Consider the following 18,021-nt stretch of genomic DNA (forward strand, 5'->3'; position numbering starts at 1 on the left):
CTCACTTATGAGTACCGGATTACAACAGCGGTTTTATTCAGGGAGATCCACAGATGTTCGATCATGATATTTTCGCGCGTCCCGACGACGACGTTGCGAACACAGGTAATTCGGCGAGCGCTCGGCTCACCCCCGATGAAGTGCTGGTTCTGAGCGCACGGGAATCTACGCAGGTCTGGGCCGCTGCATCGCATGCGGCGCGGCGGCGGCGCTCGGACGAGGATCCCGTCGCGGTCGCAGCCGGCCTGATCGGCAGCTTCCCGGGGAAGCTGCTCGAGGCGCTGCACAGATTCCGCACGGTCGGCACCGAACACAACGTGCTGCTGCTCGGGGGAATGTGCGGTGATCTGCGCGGTCTGCCCGCCACCCCGCCGACCAGGACGCCGCGGGCGGCGATGCCGACGGTCGACGCCGCCGCACTGGTTCTGATGGCTGTGGCATGGGCGCTGGGTGAGCCGTTCACCTTTCGCTCGCTGATCGACGGGCGACTGGTCGAACACGTCGTCCCGGTGCTCGGTCAGGAGCAGGCACAGAGTGGCGCGGGGAGCGTCGCGGCGCTGGAATGGCATGTCGAGGACGGTTTCACCGATGACCGGTGCGACCACTTCGGACTGCTGTGCCTGCGCGGGCACCGCGGCGCGGCCACGGTGGTAGCGGCGGCCCGCAACCTGGAGCTGCCCGGCCACATCCGGTCGGTACTGCGCGAACCCCGGTTCGTCATGACCCCTTCGGCGGAGCACGACATCCCGGATGCGGACCTCGTCGCGATGCCGGTGCTGACCGGGCCCGACGAGGATCCGGAGATCTGCTTCGACGCGATCTACCAGCATCCCGCCGATCCGGACGACGAGGAGGCCGCCGCCGCGTTGCTCGTGCTGATCGAGGCGCTGGACCGGGCCGCGATCCGGCACCACTCGAGGCCGGGAGATCTTCTGCTGGTGGACAATCGGCGAACGGTCCACGGCCGCACCGTGTTCGAGCCGCGTTATGACGGCACGGATCGCTGGTTGCTGCGCACCTACACGTGCGCTTCGATCCGGGACCATCGCCGGCGAGGAGGTGGGCGCGCGATCGGCTGACCGGCCGCCGGAATTCCAGCGGGAATGTTCGTCGAGGCATGTCCTCGGCGAACATCTCGGCGGGCCGGGGACCACGGCTCAGCGGCGGCGAGCCGAGGCCGGCAGAGGCCTGTGTTCGGCGGACGAGACTTCGAGCAGCTGACGAACCCCGGCTGCCTCGGGGATGGCGATACGGCGCGATTCGAGGGAATCCAGGATTTCGACGATCCGTTCGTGGACCAGACCGAAACGCAGGTCGTCGGGGAGCCGATTCCAGGCGCTGGCGATCGTGCGGCAGCATTGCTCGGCCTGTCCCGCATCGAGGGCGGCCGCGGCGTCGTCGAGTTGCAGGAGTGCCACCCCGACGCGGTCGTGTCGGGCAGCCGGTAGTTCCAGCACCCGCGCCCGTAACGGCGTCGCATGCTCGTGCGCACCGACCAGCGCCAGGGCATTGGCCTGATGCCAGCGGAGCAGATACTCGCTGGCGTGGAAACCATCAGCGACGGTTGCGTTTTCGGGTAAGCGGTCGAACATCCGATCGGCCTTGCGCACCGCGTCGAGGGTTTCGCGATATCGGCCCGAACGTGCCTGCACGCCCGCCTCGGTGAGATAACCCAGCACCGCCGCGGAGTTGGCGTGTTCGGCGCCGGCGGACTGCGCGGCGCGCGCGGCGGCCGGGCCGAGGTCGAGCCGGCGGTAGCCCGCGCAAGCGTCGCAGGTCCACGCCGCGATCCACGCCTGCACGGTCTCGTCCTGCGCGCGCCTGGCCGCGCGACGGGCGATGCCGTACCACTCGAACGCATCGCCCGCGCCGGCCACATCGGTGAGCCGCATGGCGATCAGTCCGGCATTCTTGGCGTACAGCCGGTGCAGTCTGCGTCGCAGGTCCTCGCTTCGGGTGTTCAGCAGGCAGCTCTGGATGCGGGCCAGATCCACCATCCGGGCAGGAATGAAATCGGCAGGTGCGGTGTACAAGTGGTACCCGACCTGCTCCGTGCGTTCCTCCAGCGAGGCGACATGTGCCGTGGTGGCAGGCCGCGCGCGCGAGGCGGTGATCTCCTCGCCGAACAATTCGGCGGCCGGGTGCACCGCGACGGTCGCGGCGCCCGCCGAGGCGAGGCCGAGAAAGTTGCGTCGATTCATGGCGTCCTGAATTCCGTTGTCCGAGATCGGATCCGGGGGCGAGTAGTCGTTCCCGAAGCCGAGTCGGTCGGGTCTGGTTCGGTAGAGATAACAGAGTGCGTCCAGATAGCGCGGCGTCGGCACGTCTCGGCCGTGCTCCCACTGCGACAGGCGCTGATGGCTCAATCCCGCGCTGGGTGTCCCGCGCGATGCCAGCACTTCCTTCAGCAGCTCGACAGCCTCGGCGAGGGTGTACCCGCGCGCGACCCGATGCGCTCGCAGCAGCGACAGGCCGCACTGGTGGTGTACCGCGAGTGCGGCCTGATGCTCGGATCCTCCCGCGAGGTGGACCGCGTGGGCCACACGCCGGGCTTGTTTGGTGCTCTGTGGGCTGTTCGTCATGCGAACCACCGGTCCCTGAATCCCGTATTCGGTTATGGCGAGACCTTCAGATTATCCGGGTAGGGCAGGCTGTGTCCCTTTCTCGGGTCGTGCTGCCCGCATAGCGTGCAAAACCGCGTCGTGGTCCGCGAATTGCGCGAGGAATTCTTGTGCCGGCATTCTCGGCAGGCGATTCTCGAGGCAACCACCGGCGGAATTCCGGCGGACCGAGGGAATCGAGTCGATATGACCATCAATGAGACCGAATGGCTGATCACGAGTGACCGGATCCTGGAGGTGGCCTTCCGTGTCGACCTTCCCGAAACGCACTGCGGAATGTGGATCCTGTCGTACCTGCCCACCCGGTTGCGCGTGACTCGTGAGCAGGCTGTCATCGGGATGACGCTGGCCGAAATCGTGCTCACCGGACAGTTCGACGATGCCGATGCTCTCGTGCCCGAGGTCGCGCATCTCTATGCCGACCGGCTCGGATTCCCGCTCGTCGACGTGGCGTGCATGCTCGCCGCGCGATCATCGTGCCCGGATGCCGGCGGCATGCTCGGTCACGGGTTCGCAACCGTCGGGCGAGTGCCCTGGACATGTTCCAGCGGACGCGCGTGCTGATCGAGTTCGGTGCGGCGGGTGCCGTCGGAGCCGTTGGCGACGATGGTGACCAAGGGGCGGCGGCCGGGGCGTTGGATGCGTACCACGACGGAACCGTCTCGGGCACGGTCGATCTCGGCGACGGCCGCCATGCGCAAGCGGTGCAGGACCTGCTCGGTGACGTGGTCGAGTCCGTGTTCGTCGTACAGCAGCACCTGGACGCCGCGACCGCGGGCGGCGCGGGCGGCCGCGAGGACCGGGGAGTGCGCGAGCAGGGGCGCTCGCAGCGCATCGCGCAGTTCGGCTTCCTGCAACGCGCACTCGTCCCGGACGTCATCGATGGGTTCGGAACCGGCGAGCTGCTCCAGCAGGGGCCGGGTGAGTCGGCCCAGCCGCCGCAGTTGCCGGTCCCGTTCGGCGACCGCGGCCGCTTCGGCGGCTTCGGCGGAGATCCGGTGCAGGGTGTCCGCGCGCAGATCCAGGACCGTGCTGGCGACCGGGCGGATGACGCGGGCGAAGAACGTCGCGGCGACCAGCGGCGCGAGATACAGGAACGGGACGGTGAAACCGCGGGCGCCGTCGGCGGGCAGGCCGGCCCGGAGCCCGAACTCGGCGAAGACGAATGCCAGTGCGAGCCAGCCGAATACGACGCGGCCGCGCAGGCACAGGAAGGTGCACACCACGGCGGCGGAGCCGAGGGACCATTCCTGCACGGTCGTGTCGTGCCACATCGATCCCACGGCGCAGACGATCGCGAACTGCGCCGGTCCGCCCGCGCCGAGGATGGCCAGCGAGACTCCGAGGGAGGGCGGATCGCCCGGCGCGGCGAGGATCGCGGCCATCGCCGCCGTGGTCAGCAGCAGACAGGCCAGGGTCGGCCACGGATGGGAGAACAGCGCCGGGGTGGTCGCGATCGAGCCGGCGTAGGCGATCAGATAACACCCGAGGAGCAGCCGTGCCGCGGGTGCTCGCAGGCCGAGCAGAGTCCGCATACTCAGTGGCGCAGTCGATTTGGCGACCGGACCGCCGTACTCGTCCAGGGTCGCGCGACGATCGACGGGCGGTCCCGACCAGCGCAGCCGGACCGTGGTTCCCGCGCCGGGACGGGAGGTTATCGTGGCGCTGCCACCGCCCAGTTGCCGCATCCGGGCCCGGATGCTCAGCGTGATGCCGAGCCGGTCCGGACGCTCGGCGGCGGGGTCGAAACCGACGCCGTCGTCGGTCACGGTCACCTGGAATCCGTCCCCGCCGAGATGAATGCCGACGTGGCGATATGCGCCGATTCCCGCGTGCCGCAGACTGTTTCGCACCGCCTCGCCGGCGGCCGCGGCGGTCACGCTCACCGCCGCCGCGGGGAAGCCCCACCGCTCGGCATCGGCCGCGAGTTCGACGGTGACCGGCAGTTTCGGCTCGATCTGGTTGATCGCCGCGCGCAACCGGGCGGCGGCCGCTCGCCCCTCGAGTATCTGACCGAACGGATGTTCGAGGTCGTCGAGGTAGTTCAGGGTTCGTAAAGCCTGCCGCCGCACGGTGTCCCGCTCGCCGCCGCGCGCGGCGGTCAGCAGGGTGGACATCACCCAGTCGTGGGTCAACGCGGCGAATCGCGCGCGCTCGTCGGCGCGGCCGCGCATGGTGGCCGCCGACGCGGCGCCCCGGAACGCGTCGGTCTGGATCGTCTGCAGGAGCCGGCCCGTGCGAACGAACATCAGCAGCCCGGCCACGAACAGGGCACTGTAACCGCAGGCGTAGAGCAGATCCGGCAGGAACGGCACGTTGACCTCCGGTGCCCGCCCGGTGTGGTTGACGACCGTGGCGGTGAACGCCGCGACGACGAGCGTCGGCAGACTCGCCCACGCGGGCCAGGCGACCGCCGCGGACAGTCCGGCCAGCGCCGGAACGTCCGCGAGCCACTGATCGGCGTGCAGCGGAATGCGCTGCCAGGCGAACAGCCAGGCCGCGGTCGCCACGGGAAAGCCCAGCGCGGCGAACATCGCGGCTTGCCGCATCCACACCGAATCGCGATGAAAGCTCAACGCGCCCATGGCAAGTCCGGGTGTGAACACCACGACGACGGCGAACGGGGTCCACCAGGGCGCGGTCAGCCGGAACTGATCGCCGATATCGGGTATCAGGAGCGCGAGGGCGATCAGGTATCCCACCGCCACCACACGACCGGCCAACCGCAGGAAGCGTTCGGCAATGGCAACGCGGTCGTTCACCATCGCGATCACCCGCCCTGCTTATCCGCCCGCCGACCCGTTCTCGTACTTTACCCGCTGGTAGACGCGGAATCCGCGCGGCGATGCCGGCTTCGTGCGCTGAGTGGTTCCGAAAACGATCACCACTGCTATGCTGCTGGCTCAGGAATGGGGTGAGGAGCAATGACTTTCGAGGTCACGGCGGACAGCCGCGCTCCGTTTTCCCTCGTGCTCAACCGATTACAACCCTGATCGAGGATATGTCGCACACGGCACGCACGAACAGAACATCCGCGCCGACGGGCCGGCCGCACATGGCCGTGCCGCCCATCCGCACGACCGGACCGAGGTCGAGGTGAATCCCGAATGATCAACCCGCCGATGTACTCCGAGAGCGATCGCATCGCCCTGTACAGCCCGGAATTCGCCGCCATGCCGCACGAGTGCTACCGGGACATGCGCAAGCGCTACGGATCGCTGGTTCCGGTCGAGTTGTCGCCGGGGGTACCCGCCACTCTGGTGATCGGTTACCGCACAGCGGTGCAAATTCTGCACGATCCCGCGCATTTCCCGGTCGATCCGCGGTCGTGGGAGAAGGACGTCCCGGACGAGTGCCCGGTGAAGCCGATGCTGGCGTGGCGGCCGAACGCGATGCGCAGTTCGGGTGAGGAGCACCGGCGCTACCGGGATGCCAACGTCGCGGCTCTCTCGGCGGTCGATCTGCACGGCATGCACGCGGTGGTGGAGCGGATCGCGGTGCCGCTGATCGCGCGGTTCTGCGAGACCGGTTCCGCCGACCTGATCGCCGATTACGCACGGCCGCTTGCCTTTCAGGTCGTCAACGCGATGCTCGGCTGCTCGCCCGAGATCGGGCAGCGGGTCAGCACGGGCATCATGACCATCTTCGAGGGGGATGATGCGGCGGCGGGGAACACGATGCTGATCGGGGCGCTGAGCGAACTCGTCGCGGGCAAACGCGCCGAGCCCGGGGACGACGTCACCACCCGGCTGATCCAGCATCCGGCCGGGTTCGACGATCAGGAGGTCATCGAGCAGCTCGTACCGCTGTACGGCGCGGGTGTCGAGCCGGTGCACAACCTCATCGCCAATACGCTGCTGTCGATCCTGACCAACGACCGTTTCGCGGGCAGCCTGCTCGGCGGCAGCCTGTCCACCCGCGACGCGCTGGACGAGGTGCTGTTCCTGGACCCGCCGCTGGCGAATTTCTGCATGACCTATCCGCGGCAGCCGGTGTTGCTCGACGAGGTGTGGCTGCCCGCCCATCAGCCCGTGATCATCAGCATCGCGGCGTGCAACAACGACCCGGCCATCGGCGGCGGCGACTACACCGGCAACCGCTCGCACCTGGCCTGGGGCGCGGGGCCGCACGCCTGTCCCGCTCGCCAGTCGGCGTATCTGATCGCCCAGGACGGTGTGGACCAGCTTCTCGACGCGCTGCCCGAGATCGAACTGTCGGTCGAGCCAGACGAATTGGCCTGGCGCCCAGGGCCTTTCCATCGAGCCCTGACAGCGCTCCCGGTCACCTTCGATCCCGCGCGCCCCTTCGCCGGCTGGTATCCCAACTGACGACCTGTTCGCCGTAGCCGGAACACGCTGCGGCGCAGGCTTTTCCGGTTTGACTCGCTCGGTCACAGGCCCGCGGTGGTCTCGGCGACGCCGCCCGCTTCGCCGACGCGCGGGCAGCTGGAACGCACTGCGAGGGCCCGTGCGTCCAGGGCGGGCGACGGTGAGGTCGCGTGCTACGGGTCAGTCGCCGGCGGTGCGGGGCAGGCCGCGATCCAGGACCGTCAGGGCGAGCAGGGCGATGCCGACGCCGATCATGATCCACGCGATCGTCGCCACCCCGGAGCCGGAGACGTTGTCGCGAAACACGATTCCGGTGATCGCCGACGAGGCGATCGAACCGAGGTAGCCGAACGAGCGCATCAGCCCGGAGGCCGTGCCCAGCAGTTCCTGCGGGGTCTGGACGTAGAGGGCCAGTTGATTGCTGCTGGCCGCGCCCTGGGCGAAACCGAGCAGGACGGTGACCGCCAGGACGAGCACCGGCCAGGCCGGCGAGCCCAGGAACAGCGCGGCGACCGCGGCGAGCACGCACGCGACGGCCGCCCAGATCACCGGTCCGCGAACGAGATTGCGGCGCGAGATCGGGACGATGACCACCCCGGCGATCAGCGTCATCGGCAACAGCAGCAGACCTGCGGCCAGTTCCGAGAGATGACGGTCGGCCTCGAGCCACTGGGTGATGCCGTAGAGCACCAGGTACGAGGAGAACAACACCATGCCGAATCGAATGTAGGTGCGGGTCAACGCCATATTTCGGACCAGCAGCCGCACATCCAGGAACGGTGTGGCCGCGCGCAGTTCCCACAGCGCCTCGGCGACCCAGAGCGTCACGGTGGTGGCCAGCAGTGCCCAGTTCACCGTAGGCAGCCGCGCCAGGAACAGCAGCAGTGTGCTCATCGCGGCGGCGAACGCGGCGATTCCGGTGACGTCCAGCAGCGATGCGATCTCGCGTGCGGAGCGCCGCGCACCATCGCGTTCGTCCCCGGGGACCCACAGCAGTGTGCTGACCAGCGCGATGAGTGCGACGGGCACGTTGACGAAGAAGACCGACCGCCACCCGGCGAGCTGAACGAGTATGCCGCCCAAGGGAAGTCCGAGCGAGGCAGTGGCGATGCCCGCGATCTGCAACCCGCCCAGGACGCCGCCCGGCGGTTGGTTCAGTCCGGCGCTGTGGGCGCGGCGGCGGACGAGCACCATCGCCGTCGGATAGGCGCAGGAGGTGCCGAGCCCGATCAGGATCCGGCTGATCAGCAGAATCGCCAGCGACGGGGCGAATCCGCCGACCAGGCCGCCGAGCAGGACGAGCAGGATTCCGGCGAGGAAGACGCGTCGCGGGCCGAATACATCGGCCGCCTTGCCCGCGGTGGGCTGGGCGATCGCGCTGGCCACATAGAGCGCGGACACCAGCGCCGCGGTCTGCCCGATCGAGACGTGCACCCCCGCGGCGATGGGGACGAGCGCGGTCGCGATCAGAGAGGTGTTGACGGGGTTCAGGGCCGAACCGACGAACAGCGGCGCGGTGAACCGCCAGGTGAACGGGCGTTCGTCGAGAGACGTTGACGCCGAAAGCGTTTGGGGCATGGTGCTACCTCGGAACGGCGTGCGGGCACGCCGGGGCGGGCATCGGCTCCGGCCGCCGATGCGGTGAAAGGGAAGGGGGTCAGAGGAATTGGGCTATTCGCTCGAACAGCGCCGCTGCTCGGCGGATTTCCGCGATCTCCTCGGGAGTGAAGTTGTCGGCCAGTGCGCGGGCGATCTGCTCGGTCCGGTCGTCCCGGGCCGCGCGCAGCAGCTCGGTGCCCGCCTCGGTGAGGGACAACAGATGGCGGCGCTTGTCGTCCGGGTCGGGTACGCGGTGCAGCAGGCCGCGTGACTCGAGTCCGCCGACCGTCGCGCCCATGGCTTGGGGGGTGATCTGCTCCCAGCGGGCCAGGCCCGAAATGCTGTCCGGCCCACTGTGATCCAGGCGAACCATGACCGCCGTCTCGGGCACGCTCAGATCCCGCGTCTGGGTCTGCCTGGTGCGACGCTTCAACAGGCTCACTGCCCGGCGCACCGCGGTGGCCGTGGTCAGCAGCTCCTGTTCGCCTCGCATGAGTGAAGCCTAGATTGAGAAGGAAAAACTTGCAAGTTTATCTTCCAATCTCAGATGAGCCCGAGCTCCTGAGCGCGCGCACCGGCCTGGAACCGCGAACTCGCCCCGAGGGCGCTCATCAGTTCGGCGACGCGCCGGCGGTAGGTGCGCACGGACAACCCCAGGACGCGTGCGGCGGCCTCGTCGGTGGCGCCGGTGTTGAGCTGATCCAGGATGCGCGGTGCGAGCCTGCGCAATTCGGCCAGATCGCGGTCGTAGACGGCGAATTCCGTTGCGGCACGCCAGGTCGCGTCGAACAGCGACGCCACGCCGTGCACCACCTCCGGCACCGTCACGATGCTGTAGCTGCGCAGCCCGTAGGAGGTGTCCCCGGCCAGGATCGCCACCCGCCGGTCCAGGATGATGGTCTCGCTGATGTCCTCATCGCTGATCCGCACGCCGGCGCCGCGCTCGACCATGGTGTGCAGATGCTGCGACAGCGACGGGTCCAGCAGCGCAGAGGGCCGGTACAGCTTGCGCAGCGCGACGCCCGGACCCAGCGTGTGATGGCGGCCGTTGTGCCAGGTCGCGTGGTCCTTGGCCGCGCAATCGAAGCTGATCGCGGTGGCTTCGAACAGGTGTGCGGCACGTTCGGAGAGTTCCTGGTTACCGCGCACGACGGTGACCGATTGCGTCTGGGCCATGGTTCGAGTGTCGTGATGTCCGCCCTGGTCGTCAACGCGTGGCAGCTTGTTGCCGAATGCGGACATCGCGCCCGCCGATCGGCCAGGCTGATGAACATGACTGAGGCACAGACGATATCGGCCCGCGCGGCGGGCGAAGGGCGCCTGGGATCGTTCCGGGTGAACCGGATGGGTTACGGCACCATGAAACTGACGGGCTGGCCGGAAGGTAAACAGCCGACCCGCGACACCGCGATCGCGCTGCTGCGGCGCGCGGTGGAACTGGGCGTGAACCACTTCGACACCTCGCAGTTCTACGACCGCGACGGGATGAACGCCAACGAACTGCTGCGGGCGGCGCTGCATCCGTATCCGGAGGATCTGGTGCTGGTCACCAAGTTCGCCGGAATCCCGCCGGGGCTGACTCCCGACGGCCTGCGCCGGAACGTCGAGGCGAATCTGGAAACCCTCGGCGTGGACCGGCTGGACGTGGTGAATCTGCGGCTCGGTGAGGCGGTCGCGCCCGCGGAGGGCTCGCTCGAGGAGCCGCTGACCGCCCTGGCGAAACTCCAGGAGGAGGGCTTGATCACGCATCTGGGCATCTCGAACGTCACCCGGGCGCAGTTCGATCAGGCCCGCGATCTCGCGCCGTTCGTCTGCGTGCAGAACGCCTACAACGTCGCGATGCGCGATGCGGATCCGCTGATCGACGCCTGCGAGGAGGCGGGGATCGCATTCGTGCCCTTCTTCCCGGTCGGCGGGTTCCAGCCGTTGCTGGCCGAACATCTGCAGGCCGTCGCCACCCGGCACGGCGCGTCGGTGCCGCAGATCGCGCTGGCCTGGCTGCTGGCCCGGTCGCCCTCGATCCTGCTCATCCCCGGCACCTCGGATCCGGCGCATCTCGAGCAGAACATCGCCGCGGCGAATCTGCGGCTCACCGACGAGGATCTGGCGCTGATCGGCTGAATCGCGCTCCTCGGGCCCGTGGCGCACACCGCGCCACGGGCCCTGTTGTAATTGGCGCTGCGTCAACGCGGCCTGTCTCGCGGCGGTACGCTGACCGATACCTCGCGTCGCGGCCGCCACCGCGATGCGGCAGATCGATGCGAGAGGGTGCGATGAGTTCGGACGCCGACGTGAATGCCGACGATCAGGTGCTGCTGGAACGGGCGGGGGCGATCGCAATCGTGCGGCTGCATCGCCCCGATCGGCTCAACGCCTTCACCACCGTGATGTCCGAACGTCTCATCGAGGTATTCGACGAGACCGATGCGGACGATTCGGTGCGCGCGGTGGTGCTCACCGGCACCGGTCGCGCGTTCTGCGCCGGAGCCGATCTCGGCGCGGGCGGGGAGACGTTCGTCCTCGACGACGATCCGGACACCGGCGGCGCGCCCGCGGACACCGGCGGCCTGGTATCGCTGCGGATCTATCGGTCGAACAAGCCGGTGATCGTAGCGATCAACGGTCCCGCGGCCGGCGTCGGGGTGACGATGACGCTGCCCGCGGATATCAGAATCGCCTCGGACACAGCGAAATTCGGTTTCGTCTTCACTCGCCGGGGGATCGTTCCCGAGGCGTGCTCGACCTGGTTCCTGCCCCGGGTGGTCGGTGTGTCCACGGCGCTGGAATGGACCCTGAGCGGGCGCGTGGTGCCCGCCGCCGAGGCGCTCGAGCGCGGTCTGGTGCGTGAGATCGTGCCCGCAGACCGGGTGCTCGACCGGGCCCTGGAACTGGCCCGGGAGCTGGTCAGCGGCACCGCGCCGGTCTCGGTCGCCCTGACCCGGCAGCTGATCTGGCGCATGCTCGGCGCGGACAGCCCGCAGATCGCGCATCGCGCCGAATCCCTCGCCATCTACCTTCGCGGCGCCTCCGGAGATGCCCGTGAAGGCGTGGAATCCTTTCTGGCCAAGCGTCTTCCGGAGTTCCCGGATCGCGTCTCGAACGGATTGCCGGACCTGTTCGGCGCGCAGTGAGGGGCGGATATCCACGGCGGATGCCCGCCCCGGCCGCCGTATGCCGTTGTCGAGCGTGATCTCCGCTGGGATAAGGTTGCCGCTCTGGTTGATTCACCACGACGGAAGGGAATTTTTTCGATGGCCCGCAAGGTCATAGTCGAGCTCGTGGACGACTACGACGGAAAGTCACCGGCAGAGGAATCCGTGCTGTTCGCTCTGGACGGCGTGGAATACGAGATCGATCTGTCGGTGCTCAATGCTGCTGCACTGCGCGGCATTTTCGACCAGTGGACGCCGCACGCACGCAAGGCGGGCAGAACGTCGAAGGGCAAGGGACAGAAGCTGTCCCGCTCCTCGGCCGAGCGGGAGCAGACCGCGGCGATTCGGGAATGGGCGCGTAAGAACGGCTACTCGGTGTCCAGCCGCGGCCGCATCCAGGCCGAGGTCGTCGAGGCGTACAAGAAAGCCGGCTGAAATCGGCCGAGCCGCGGATCCGTCGCATCGTCGCGCGCCGGATCCGCGGCTCGTTCGGTTGACGGCCGATTTCGGTCGGGCAGAAGCCCGGGTCAACCGAGTGTGGTGAGCAGATCGGTCAGGGTACGGGTTTCGGTCGCCTGGTCCGGATGCTTCGCGCGGACCGCGTGCAGGGCGTCATCGATGCGGCCGTCGATGATCGTCCACGATGCCGGGTCCATGGGTTGCAGGGTGTTCTGGTCACTGTCCCAGGCTGTTTCGAGATCCTTGATGCGGTTTTGCGCCGCATCGTGCTGCCCGGCCCGGATCAGGGTGAGGGTGTCACGGGTGACGGTCCGGAATGTGGCGGTCTCGGCGGGCGGGAAATGCGCGTGGGCCGGTACGGCGACCGCGGGAACGGTTGCGGCGGCGGCCTCCTCGGTGCCGCCCGTGGTGGCGTGTGGCTGGGCATGGGCCCAGGCCAACAGCGCGGCCGCTGCCACCGCGACGACCGCGTAGTAACCGAGCATCAGTTGTTCGCGGGGCTTTCGAGGGGCGGGAGACGCTGTGGGCGAACGGGTTTCATCGTCGATGACGTCGCTGCGGGTGCGGGTCAGATATAGGACCGTCGCGAGGATGGCGACGAGGAACAGCACACTCGTGGCGGCGGTGCCCAGTCCGAGGCCGTGGTCGGCGGTGGGGGAGGCCAGCCAGTCGCCGAGGTTGGCGCCGAGCGGGCGGGTGAGTACGTAGGCGAGCCAGAACGACAGCACCGCGTTCGCGCCCAGTCGCCGTCCCAGCGCGATCGCGGCGATCAGCCCGGCCGGCAGCAGCACCGAGATTCCGGGGCTCCAGCCGGTCAGTTCCAGCGTCCAGTCGCCCGCCGCGGTGCCGAGCGCGAAGGTGACCAGAACGGCGAGCCAGTAGAACAATTCGCGCGGCGTGGTGCGGATGGAGTGGATCGAGAGCGTGCGTTCGCGCACGAACCAGATGCCGAAGACCACCGCGAGAACCGCGGTGAAGACGCTGGTGCTCAGCGCGAGCGGCACCGACAGGCCATCGGTGAGGATGTCGGTGTAGAGGGTGCCGGTCACGCTGAGCACGACCACGGTCAGCCAATACACGAACGGCACGTAGCGATCGAGCCGCAACTGCCAGATCAGCACCGCCAGCAGGACGAGGGTGAACAGCAGGGCGGTGAGGTTCAACCCGACGCCCAGCGTCATATTGATCCAGTCCGCGAAACTCTCGCCGACGGTGGTGCACAGGATCTTGATGATCCAGAACCACACCGTGATCTCGGGCACTTTGCTCAGCATCCGGCGGGATGCGCCGACGCCGGGGTTCGTCGTGTCTGTCACGGAGTGCGACGGTAACGAGCCGGTCCTGTGGATCCGCTGAGAATCGCGGTGTGGTCGCGGTCCTTCGCCCAGCGCGATCTCAGCGTGTTCTCAGCGGCGTTCGGACATTGTTGCGGCGTGATACCGATCAGACCTCTGGCCGAGTGCCGAACCGCGCTCCCGGCCCTGCCCGATGTCCTCGCCCATGGACGGGAGACGTTGTGCAGCAACTGATTCTATCCTACGGTCTGGTCGCGATCTTCGTGCTGATGGCCTTGGAGTCGGCCTGCGTCCCGATTCCTTCGGAGGTGACGATGATGCTCGGCGGCGCGCTGGCGGCCGGTGCGGTCAGCGGCCCGCATCCGAATCTGATCGTGGTCATCGTCGCGGGTACCGCCGGTAACGTCGCGGGCAGTTATCTGGCCTGGCTGGCAGGCCGGTACGGCGGGCGCCCGGCGCTGCACCGCTGGGGTCGCTACATCCTGTTGCGTTCCGAGGAGATCGACCGCGCTCAGGACTGGTTCGTGCGCCGGGGCGCGATGTCGGTGTTCTGGGCGCGCCTGTTGCCCGGCATCCGCACGTTCATCTCGCTGCCCGCCGGCATCGCCGCGATGCCGCCGCTGCGCTTCGGCGCGTACACCCTCGCCGGTTGCCTGCCGTGGACGGCGGCCCTGGCCGTGGCCGGTTATGCGGTCGGAGCCAATTGGCACAGTCTCGAACAATCCCTGCGCGGGCCCACCTATCTCATCGCCGGACTCGTGGTCCTGGCACTCGCGGTCGCCGGGCTCGTGGTGCTGCGCCGCCGGCGCGCGGCCGCCTCCGCGGAGTGAGGCGCGCGGGTCGTCAGCGGTAGACCCATCGCCTGACCGGCTCGTTCGCGGTGTCCTCCCGGGGCGGGGCAGCAGGTTCTGGAAATCGATCTTGCCAACTTCGCTATTCTGGTAGAGGATCTTGCCAGAAGTGCGGGTGCAGCGCCGACCGGTGCGCTGGCATCTACCGCGAAGGAGGATCATGGACTCGACCATTCCTACCCGGCACCCTGCGGCGCCCCGGTCCGTTCCTGGTGCCGGACTCGGCCCGTTCGCCCGGGTGCTCGGTCTGCGCGAGCCGACCCCGGCCCAGTTCCGTGAACTGGGGGAGGCGTTGACCGTCGGCGACGAGCCGATGGACGAGCTGGTGGACTGGATGTATCGCGAGGGAATGGCGACCGCCCGGCCGCTGTTCGAGCGGGCATTGCGCGAGGGGATCGCGGCGGTGCCGGACGCCCCCGCCCCGCTGCGGGAGTTCTTCGGCCACGTCGAGGCCGTGCCGGACTGGGTGGACTGGGACAAGATCCGGCGGGCCGAGCGAGTGATGAGCCTGAGCGGCCGCGACGCGCTCTACGTCGCGCGGGACATGTCCTTCCTGGGTGGGTATCTGGCCTCGGGATTCAACAAAACCCTTTTGCGCACAGGCGCTTTGGAGAAGGGGCCGGCCAAGCGCTTCGCCGAGACGACGCAGTGGGCGTTGGACGTCTCCTCCGCCGGTGGCATGCTGCCGCGGGGGCTCGGCTACCGGTCCACGGTCCGGGTGCGGATGATCCACTCGATGGTGCGCCGGCATGTGGCGGCCATGCCGGACTGGCGAGCCGAGGAGTGGGGACTGCCGGTCAACCAGACCGATATGGCCGCCACCATGGTCGGCGCGCTGATCGCGCCGACGGTCGGCGCGATCGGTCTCGGCATGCTGGTGACGCCGGGCGAGGCCGATGCCATGGCACATTTCACCCGGTATGTCGGCTGGGTGATGGGCGTGCAGGAACGCTTTCTGCCCAACGATTTTCGCGACAGCGTGCGCATCCTGTTCCACACCATGACCGCGATCACGAATCCGGACGAGACCTCGGCGCAACTGGCCATGCCGATGCTCGACGAGCCGCTGGGCTGGCATTACCGCTACCTGACCGGCCCGCGCCGCCGTATCGCCCGCTCCCAGCATCTGTCCATCGCCACCATGCTCCTGGGCTCCGGCGCGATGCGGAAGCTGGGACTGCCGCCGGTCGTGGTGCCGTGGTATCCATTGCTGCGCATACCGTTCAACCTCGTCCGGACGGTCTGGACCCGGGCCGTGCCCGGCCAATTCGAGCGCGCCGCCGTCCGCGGTCGCGCGGCGCAGCTGGCATTCATCCGCACTCTGACCGGTTCGGAGTCCGCGGACATCGGCGGCTCCGCCGAACACCTCACCGCGGTCGCCTGAGCGATTCTCCCCGCGCCGACCGGCATTCGTGGAGTGTGCCTCGAAAGGCGTTCGCCGGCGGCGCGGTTCGCGGTCATGCCCGCGCCGGGGTGATCGCCTCGACCGGCTGGCGCAGGATGGTGCGCAGCCGGGCCGGGGCGGTTCGGCGGAAATCGCTCAGGTAGATCTCGTGGTGCCGGCCGGTCATCGCCAGGCCGGACGCGGGGATGAACTCCTGGTGCATGCGGGCGAGGGTTTGGCCCTCGTCGTCGAAGGAACCGATGTGCAAGGTCTGCACGCAACGGCCTTCGTCGAGCGTTTCCAGTCGCACCCGGTGCGCAACGGCCGGATTTTTCGCGGCGGCCGCGGCGACGGCGGCCTCGAACATCGCCTCGGTGATCCAGTCGGGAACCATGGACATCATCGTCCAGTTCCAGCGGGATTTGTCCCGGGCGGTAGTGAACGCCGCAGGCTGCTCGGACCACCACAACCCCTCCAGCGGCATGACGACGTAATCGCGGCCGAGTTCCTGCTTGCTCGCGAACTTCAGCTTGTACGCCACCGGATACAGCGCCTCGACGGCCTCGGTGAACTCCGGCGCGGTGTTCGGATCGCCCCGCCCATCGACCATCACGTAGCGCATCGACGGTACCTCGACCACACGGAACTCCCCTGAGCCGGCTCGATAGCAGTCCATGGTCTTGCGGAAATCCGTCTTCGTCATCGCCGTCCTCCCGGTCGCGCACCATGCTTTCGGCCACCCTAGCGGCGGGCACCGACAATCGTTTTCATCTCGGATGCGGCGCCTTGGCGGAGGTCCGCGAGCGCCCGGCCTTCGCCGGTCGTACGGGTCGATCCGCCGATCCGAACAGCAGCTCGGTGATCTCCTCGGCGAGTGGCCCGGCGAGTGGTTCGCCGCTGAAATCGCTTGCCGCCCAACGTCTGACGCTGTCGGTCAGCAGAGTCTGCGCGATCCGCGCGGCGCGGGGGACGTCGGTTCCCGCGGGGAGTTCGCCGTCGCGTTCGGCCTGCCGGAAGGGTTCGAGGAACAGCGCGGTGAGCTGGTCCTCGGCCGTGCCGTCGGCCAGGGCGCGGCGTTCGAGCCGGTACGTCTCCAGGATGGTCTCGAAGACCAATTCGGGCGGGTAGCTGCGCATCTGGCTCTCCAGGGGGCCGATGATCGCCGCGATCACCTCTTCCACCCGGTATGGGCGGGCGAGGACCGCTTCGGCGGCCTGTTGCGCATCGCGCATCGTGAACACCTCGACCGCGAGCAGGACGTCCTCGCGGCGCGAGAAGTACACGTAGAACAGGGCTTTCGACACACCGGCGGCCTTGCAGATGTCGGTGACGGTGGTGTCCGCGAAACCCTTCGTACGCCACAGCGCGAGCGCCGCCTGCATGATCGCGTTCCTGCTGGCCTGTGAGCGAGCCTGCGTCGGAACGGCTCGCGATTGACCAGGGTCAGACTTCGAGTCTCGCGAAAGAGTGGACATAGCAGCATCATACAGTCGAAGCTAATATTGACTACAGTCAGGAACGGTGCCATGCTTCCGCCACGGACACGCGCCGCGAGAGCATCCACACCCGGATGCGGTGTCGTGCCGGCGGAAAGGAATGCGGGTATGCAAGTCCTGCTCGAAGACGAGAACCGCTCGGCGGCAACGAATCTGCGGGCCCAGCAGGTGGTCCTGTGGTCGACTCCCGCCGTCGCGGCCATACTGCTGGTGCTGTTCGCGGCGTTTCCGGGTTTCTTCCCGCCGATGTCGCCGAATATGACCGCCCCCCAGGTGGCCGAGTTCTACCGCGACCACACGGCGATGATCCGGTTCAGCATGGTCGGATTCAATCTTTGCGGAATCCTGATCGTGCCCTTCTTCGTGCTGATCCTGGCCCGGATGCAGCGGATGCGGGGCCAGAGCCACATCTTCGCGTTCTCGTATCTGTCCGCCGTGGTGGCCGGGGCGACGCTGTTCGCGTTGTCGGACATCTTCTTCGCCGTGGCCGCGTTCCGCACCGATCGGTCCGCCGATCTCATCCAACTGCTCGACGATCTGGCCTGGATCTTCTTCATCGCACCGATCGGCATGCTGGTCGCCCAGTTCGTGCTGTTGGCGCTGGCCGTCTACTTCGACGACGACCGAGATCCGGTGTTTCCCCGCTGGGTCGCGCACTATTCGCTGGTGACGGCGGTGCTGATGGCCCCCTCGGCGGGGGCGGCGGTATTGCGCGACGGTCCGCTGGCGTGGAACGGCCTGGTGTCGTTCTGGGTACGCAACATCGCGTTCGCCGCGTTCGTCGTGGTGATGTTCTTCGTACTGCGCTCGTCCTACCGTCGCGAGGCCCGGGAGGT

At 68.2% G+C, this 18,021-nt stretch carries 17 protein-coding genes; 9 read left to right on the plus strand and 8 right to left on the minus strand.

The features are described 5' to 3' along the window. Positions 1 to 53: 53 nt before the first annotated feature. Positions 54 to 1,079 carry a TauD/TfdA family dioxygenase gene (locus AC5WS7_RS19370; protein WP_495955891.1) on the plus strand — a complete coding sequence of 342 codons (1,026 nt, stop codon included), beginning with the start codon at positions 54 to 56 and terminating at the stop codon, positions 1,077 to 1,079. Positions 1,080 to 1,157: 78 nt separating this feature from the next. Here AC5WS7_RS19370 and AC5WS7_RS19375 read toward each other — a convergent pair whose 3' ends face one another. Further along, positions 1,158 to 2,582: a helix-turn-helix domain-containing protein gene (locus tag AC5WS7_RS19375; protein ID WP_495955892.1), complete on the minus strand. Its 1,425-nt coding sequence runs from the start codon at positions 2,580 to 2,582 to the stop codon at positions 1,158 to 1,160. 225 nt (positions 2,583 to 2,807) lie between these two features. On the opposite strand from AC5WS7_RS19375, the gene AC5WS7_RS19380 reads away from it, so the two are divergent. Continuing rightward, the gene (locus AC5WS7_RS19380; protein ID WP_495955893.1) at positions 2,808 to 3,185 is read left to right on the plus strand and encodes a hypothetical protein; all 378 of its coding nucleotides are present in this window, start codon (positions 2,808 to 2,810) and stop codon (positions 3,183 to 3,185) included. Here the strand turns inward: AC5WS7_RS19380 and AC5WS7_RS19385 are convergent. Then, on the minus strand, positions 3,125 to 5,386 hold the full coding sequence (locus AC5WS7_RS19385) for a sensor histidine kinase (RefSeq protein ID WP_495955960.1): 2,262 nt from the start codon (positions 5,384 to 5,386) through the stop codon (positions 3,125 to 3,127). The genes AC5WS7_RS19380 and AC5WS7_RS19385 overlap by 61 nt on opposite strands. A 342-nt stretch (positions 5,387 to 5,728) precedes the next feature. On the opposite strand from AC5WS7_RS19385, the gene AC5WS7_RS19390 reads away from it, so the two are divergent. Continuing rightward, entirely contained in the window at positions 5,729 to 6,949 is a 1,221-nt protein-coding gene (locus AC5WS7_RS19390) for a cytochrome P450 (RefSeq protein ID WP_495955894.1), read from the plus strand. Positions 6,950 to 7,129: 180 nt separating this feature from the next. On the opposite strand, the gene AC5WS7_RS19395 is transcribed toward AC5WS7_RS19390, so the two are convergent. The 3 genes from AC5WS7_RS19395 to AC5WS7_RS19405 all read right to left on the minus strand — a co-directional run bounded on the left by AC5WS7_RS19395 (position 7,130) and on the right by AC5WS7_RS19405 (position 9,724). After that, entirely contained in the window at positions 7,130 to 8,527 is a 1,398-nt protein-coding gene (locus AC5WS7_RS19395) for an MFS transporter (RefSeq protein WP_495955895.1), read from the minus strand. A gap of 79 nt (positions 8,528 to 8,606) precedes the next feature. Further along, positions 8,607 to 9,041, minus strand: coding sequence for a MarR family winged helix-turn-helix transcriptional regulator (locus AC5WS7_RS19400; RefSeq protein WP_495955896.1), 435 nt, complete (start codon positions 9,039 to 9,041; stop codon positions 8,607 to 8,609). A gap of 50 nt (positions 9,042 to 9,091) precedes the next feature. Further along, a complete protein-coding gene (locus AC5WS7_RS19405) occupies positions 9,092 to 9,724 on the minus strand; it encodes a helix-turn-helix transcriptional regulator (RefSeq protein ID WP_495955897.1) in 633 nt (210 codons plus the stop codon). A 96-nt stretch (positions 9,725 to 9,820) separates the two neighbouring features. Here AC5WS7_RS19405 and AC5WS7_RS19410 point away from each other — a divergent pair, with 96 nt between their 5' ends. The 3 genes from AC5WS7_RS19410 to AC5WS7_RS19420 all read left to right on the plus strand — a co-directional run bounded on the left by AC5WS7_RS19410 (position 9,821) and on the right by AC5WS7_RS19420 (position 12,135). Then, positions 9,821 to 10,669, plus strand: a complete 849-nt coding sequence (locus AC5WS7_RS19410) for an oxidoreductase (RefSeq protein ID WP_495955898.1) — start codon at positions 9,821 to 9,823, stop codon at positions 10,667 to 10,669. Positions 10,670 to 10,821: 152 nt separating this feature from the next. Beyond that, on the plus strand, positions 10,822 to 11,679 hold the full coding sequence (locus AC5WS7_RS19415; protein WP_495955899.1) for a crotonase/enoyl-CoA hydratase family protein: 858 nt from the start codon (positions 10,822 to 10,824) through the stop codon (positions 11,677 to 11,679). A 120-nt stretch (positions 11,680 to 11,799) separates the two neighbouring features. Then, on the plus strand, positions 11,800 to 12,135 hold the full coding sequence (locus AC5WS7_RS19420; protein WP_067899872.1) for a histone-like nucleoid-structuring protein Lsr2: 336 nt from the start codon (positions 11,800 to 11,802) through the stop codon (positions 12,133 to 12,135). Positions 12,136 to 12,227: 92 nt separating this feature from the next. Here AC5WS7_RS19420 and AC5WS7_RS19425 read toward each other — a convergent pair whose 3' ends face one another. Continuing rightward, a complete protein-coding gene (locus tag AC5WS7_RS19425) occupies positions 12,228 to 13,433 on the minus strand; it encodes a COG4705 family protein (RefSeq protein WP_495955961.1) in 1,206 nt (401 codons plus the stop codon). 242 nt (positions 13,434 to 13,675) lie between these two features. On the opposite strand from AC5WS7_RS19425, the gene AC5WS7_RS19430 reads away from it, so the two are divergent. Then, positions 13,676 to 14,284 (plus strand): DedA family protein, encoded by a 609-nt coding sequence (locus tag AC5WS7_RS19430; protein WP_495955900.1) that lies wholly within the window; start codon positions 13,676 to 13,678, stop codon positions 14,282 to 14,284. Between the two features lie 181 nt (positions 14,285 to 14,465). Further along, on the plus strand, positions 14,466 to 15,689 hold the full coding sequence (locus tag AC5WS7_RS19435) for an oxygenase MpaB family protein (protein ID WP_495955901.1): 1,224 nt from the start codon (positions 14,466 to 14,468) through the stop codon (positions 15,687 to 15,689). A gap of 73 nt (positions 15,690 to 15,762) precedes the next feature. Here the strand turns inward: AC5WS7_RS19435 and AC5WS7_RS19440 are convergent, their stop codons facing one another. Beyond that, positions 15,763 to 16,392: a GyrI-like domain-containing protein gene (locus AC5WS7_RS19440; RefSeq protein ID WP_495955902.1), complete on the minus strand. Its 630-nt coding sequence runs from the start codon at positions 16,390 to 16,392 to the stop codon at positions 15,763 to 15,765. Between the two features lie 64 nt (positions 16,393 to 16,456). Next, the gene (locus tag AC5WS7_RS19445) at positions 16,457 to 17,071 is read right to left on the minus strand and encodes a TetR/AcrR family transcriptional regulator (protein WP_495955903.1); all 615 of its coding nucleotides are present in this window, start codon (positions 17,069 to 17,071) and stop codon (positions 16,457 to 16,459) included. A 222-nt stretch (positions 17,072 to 17,293) separates the two neighbouring features. Between AC5WS7_RS19445 and AC5WS7_RS19450 the strand changes: the two genes are divergently transcribed. Next, the coding region (locus AC5WS7_RS19450) for a hypothetical protein (protein WP_495955904.1) at positions 17,294 to 18,021 on the plus strand (728 nt) is incomplete at its 3' end.

The sequence above is a fragment of the Nocardia sp. PLKS1-43 genome, from assembly GCF_059510335.1.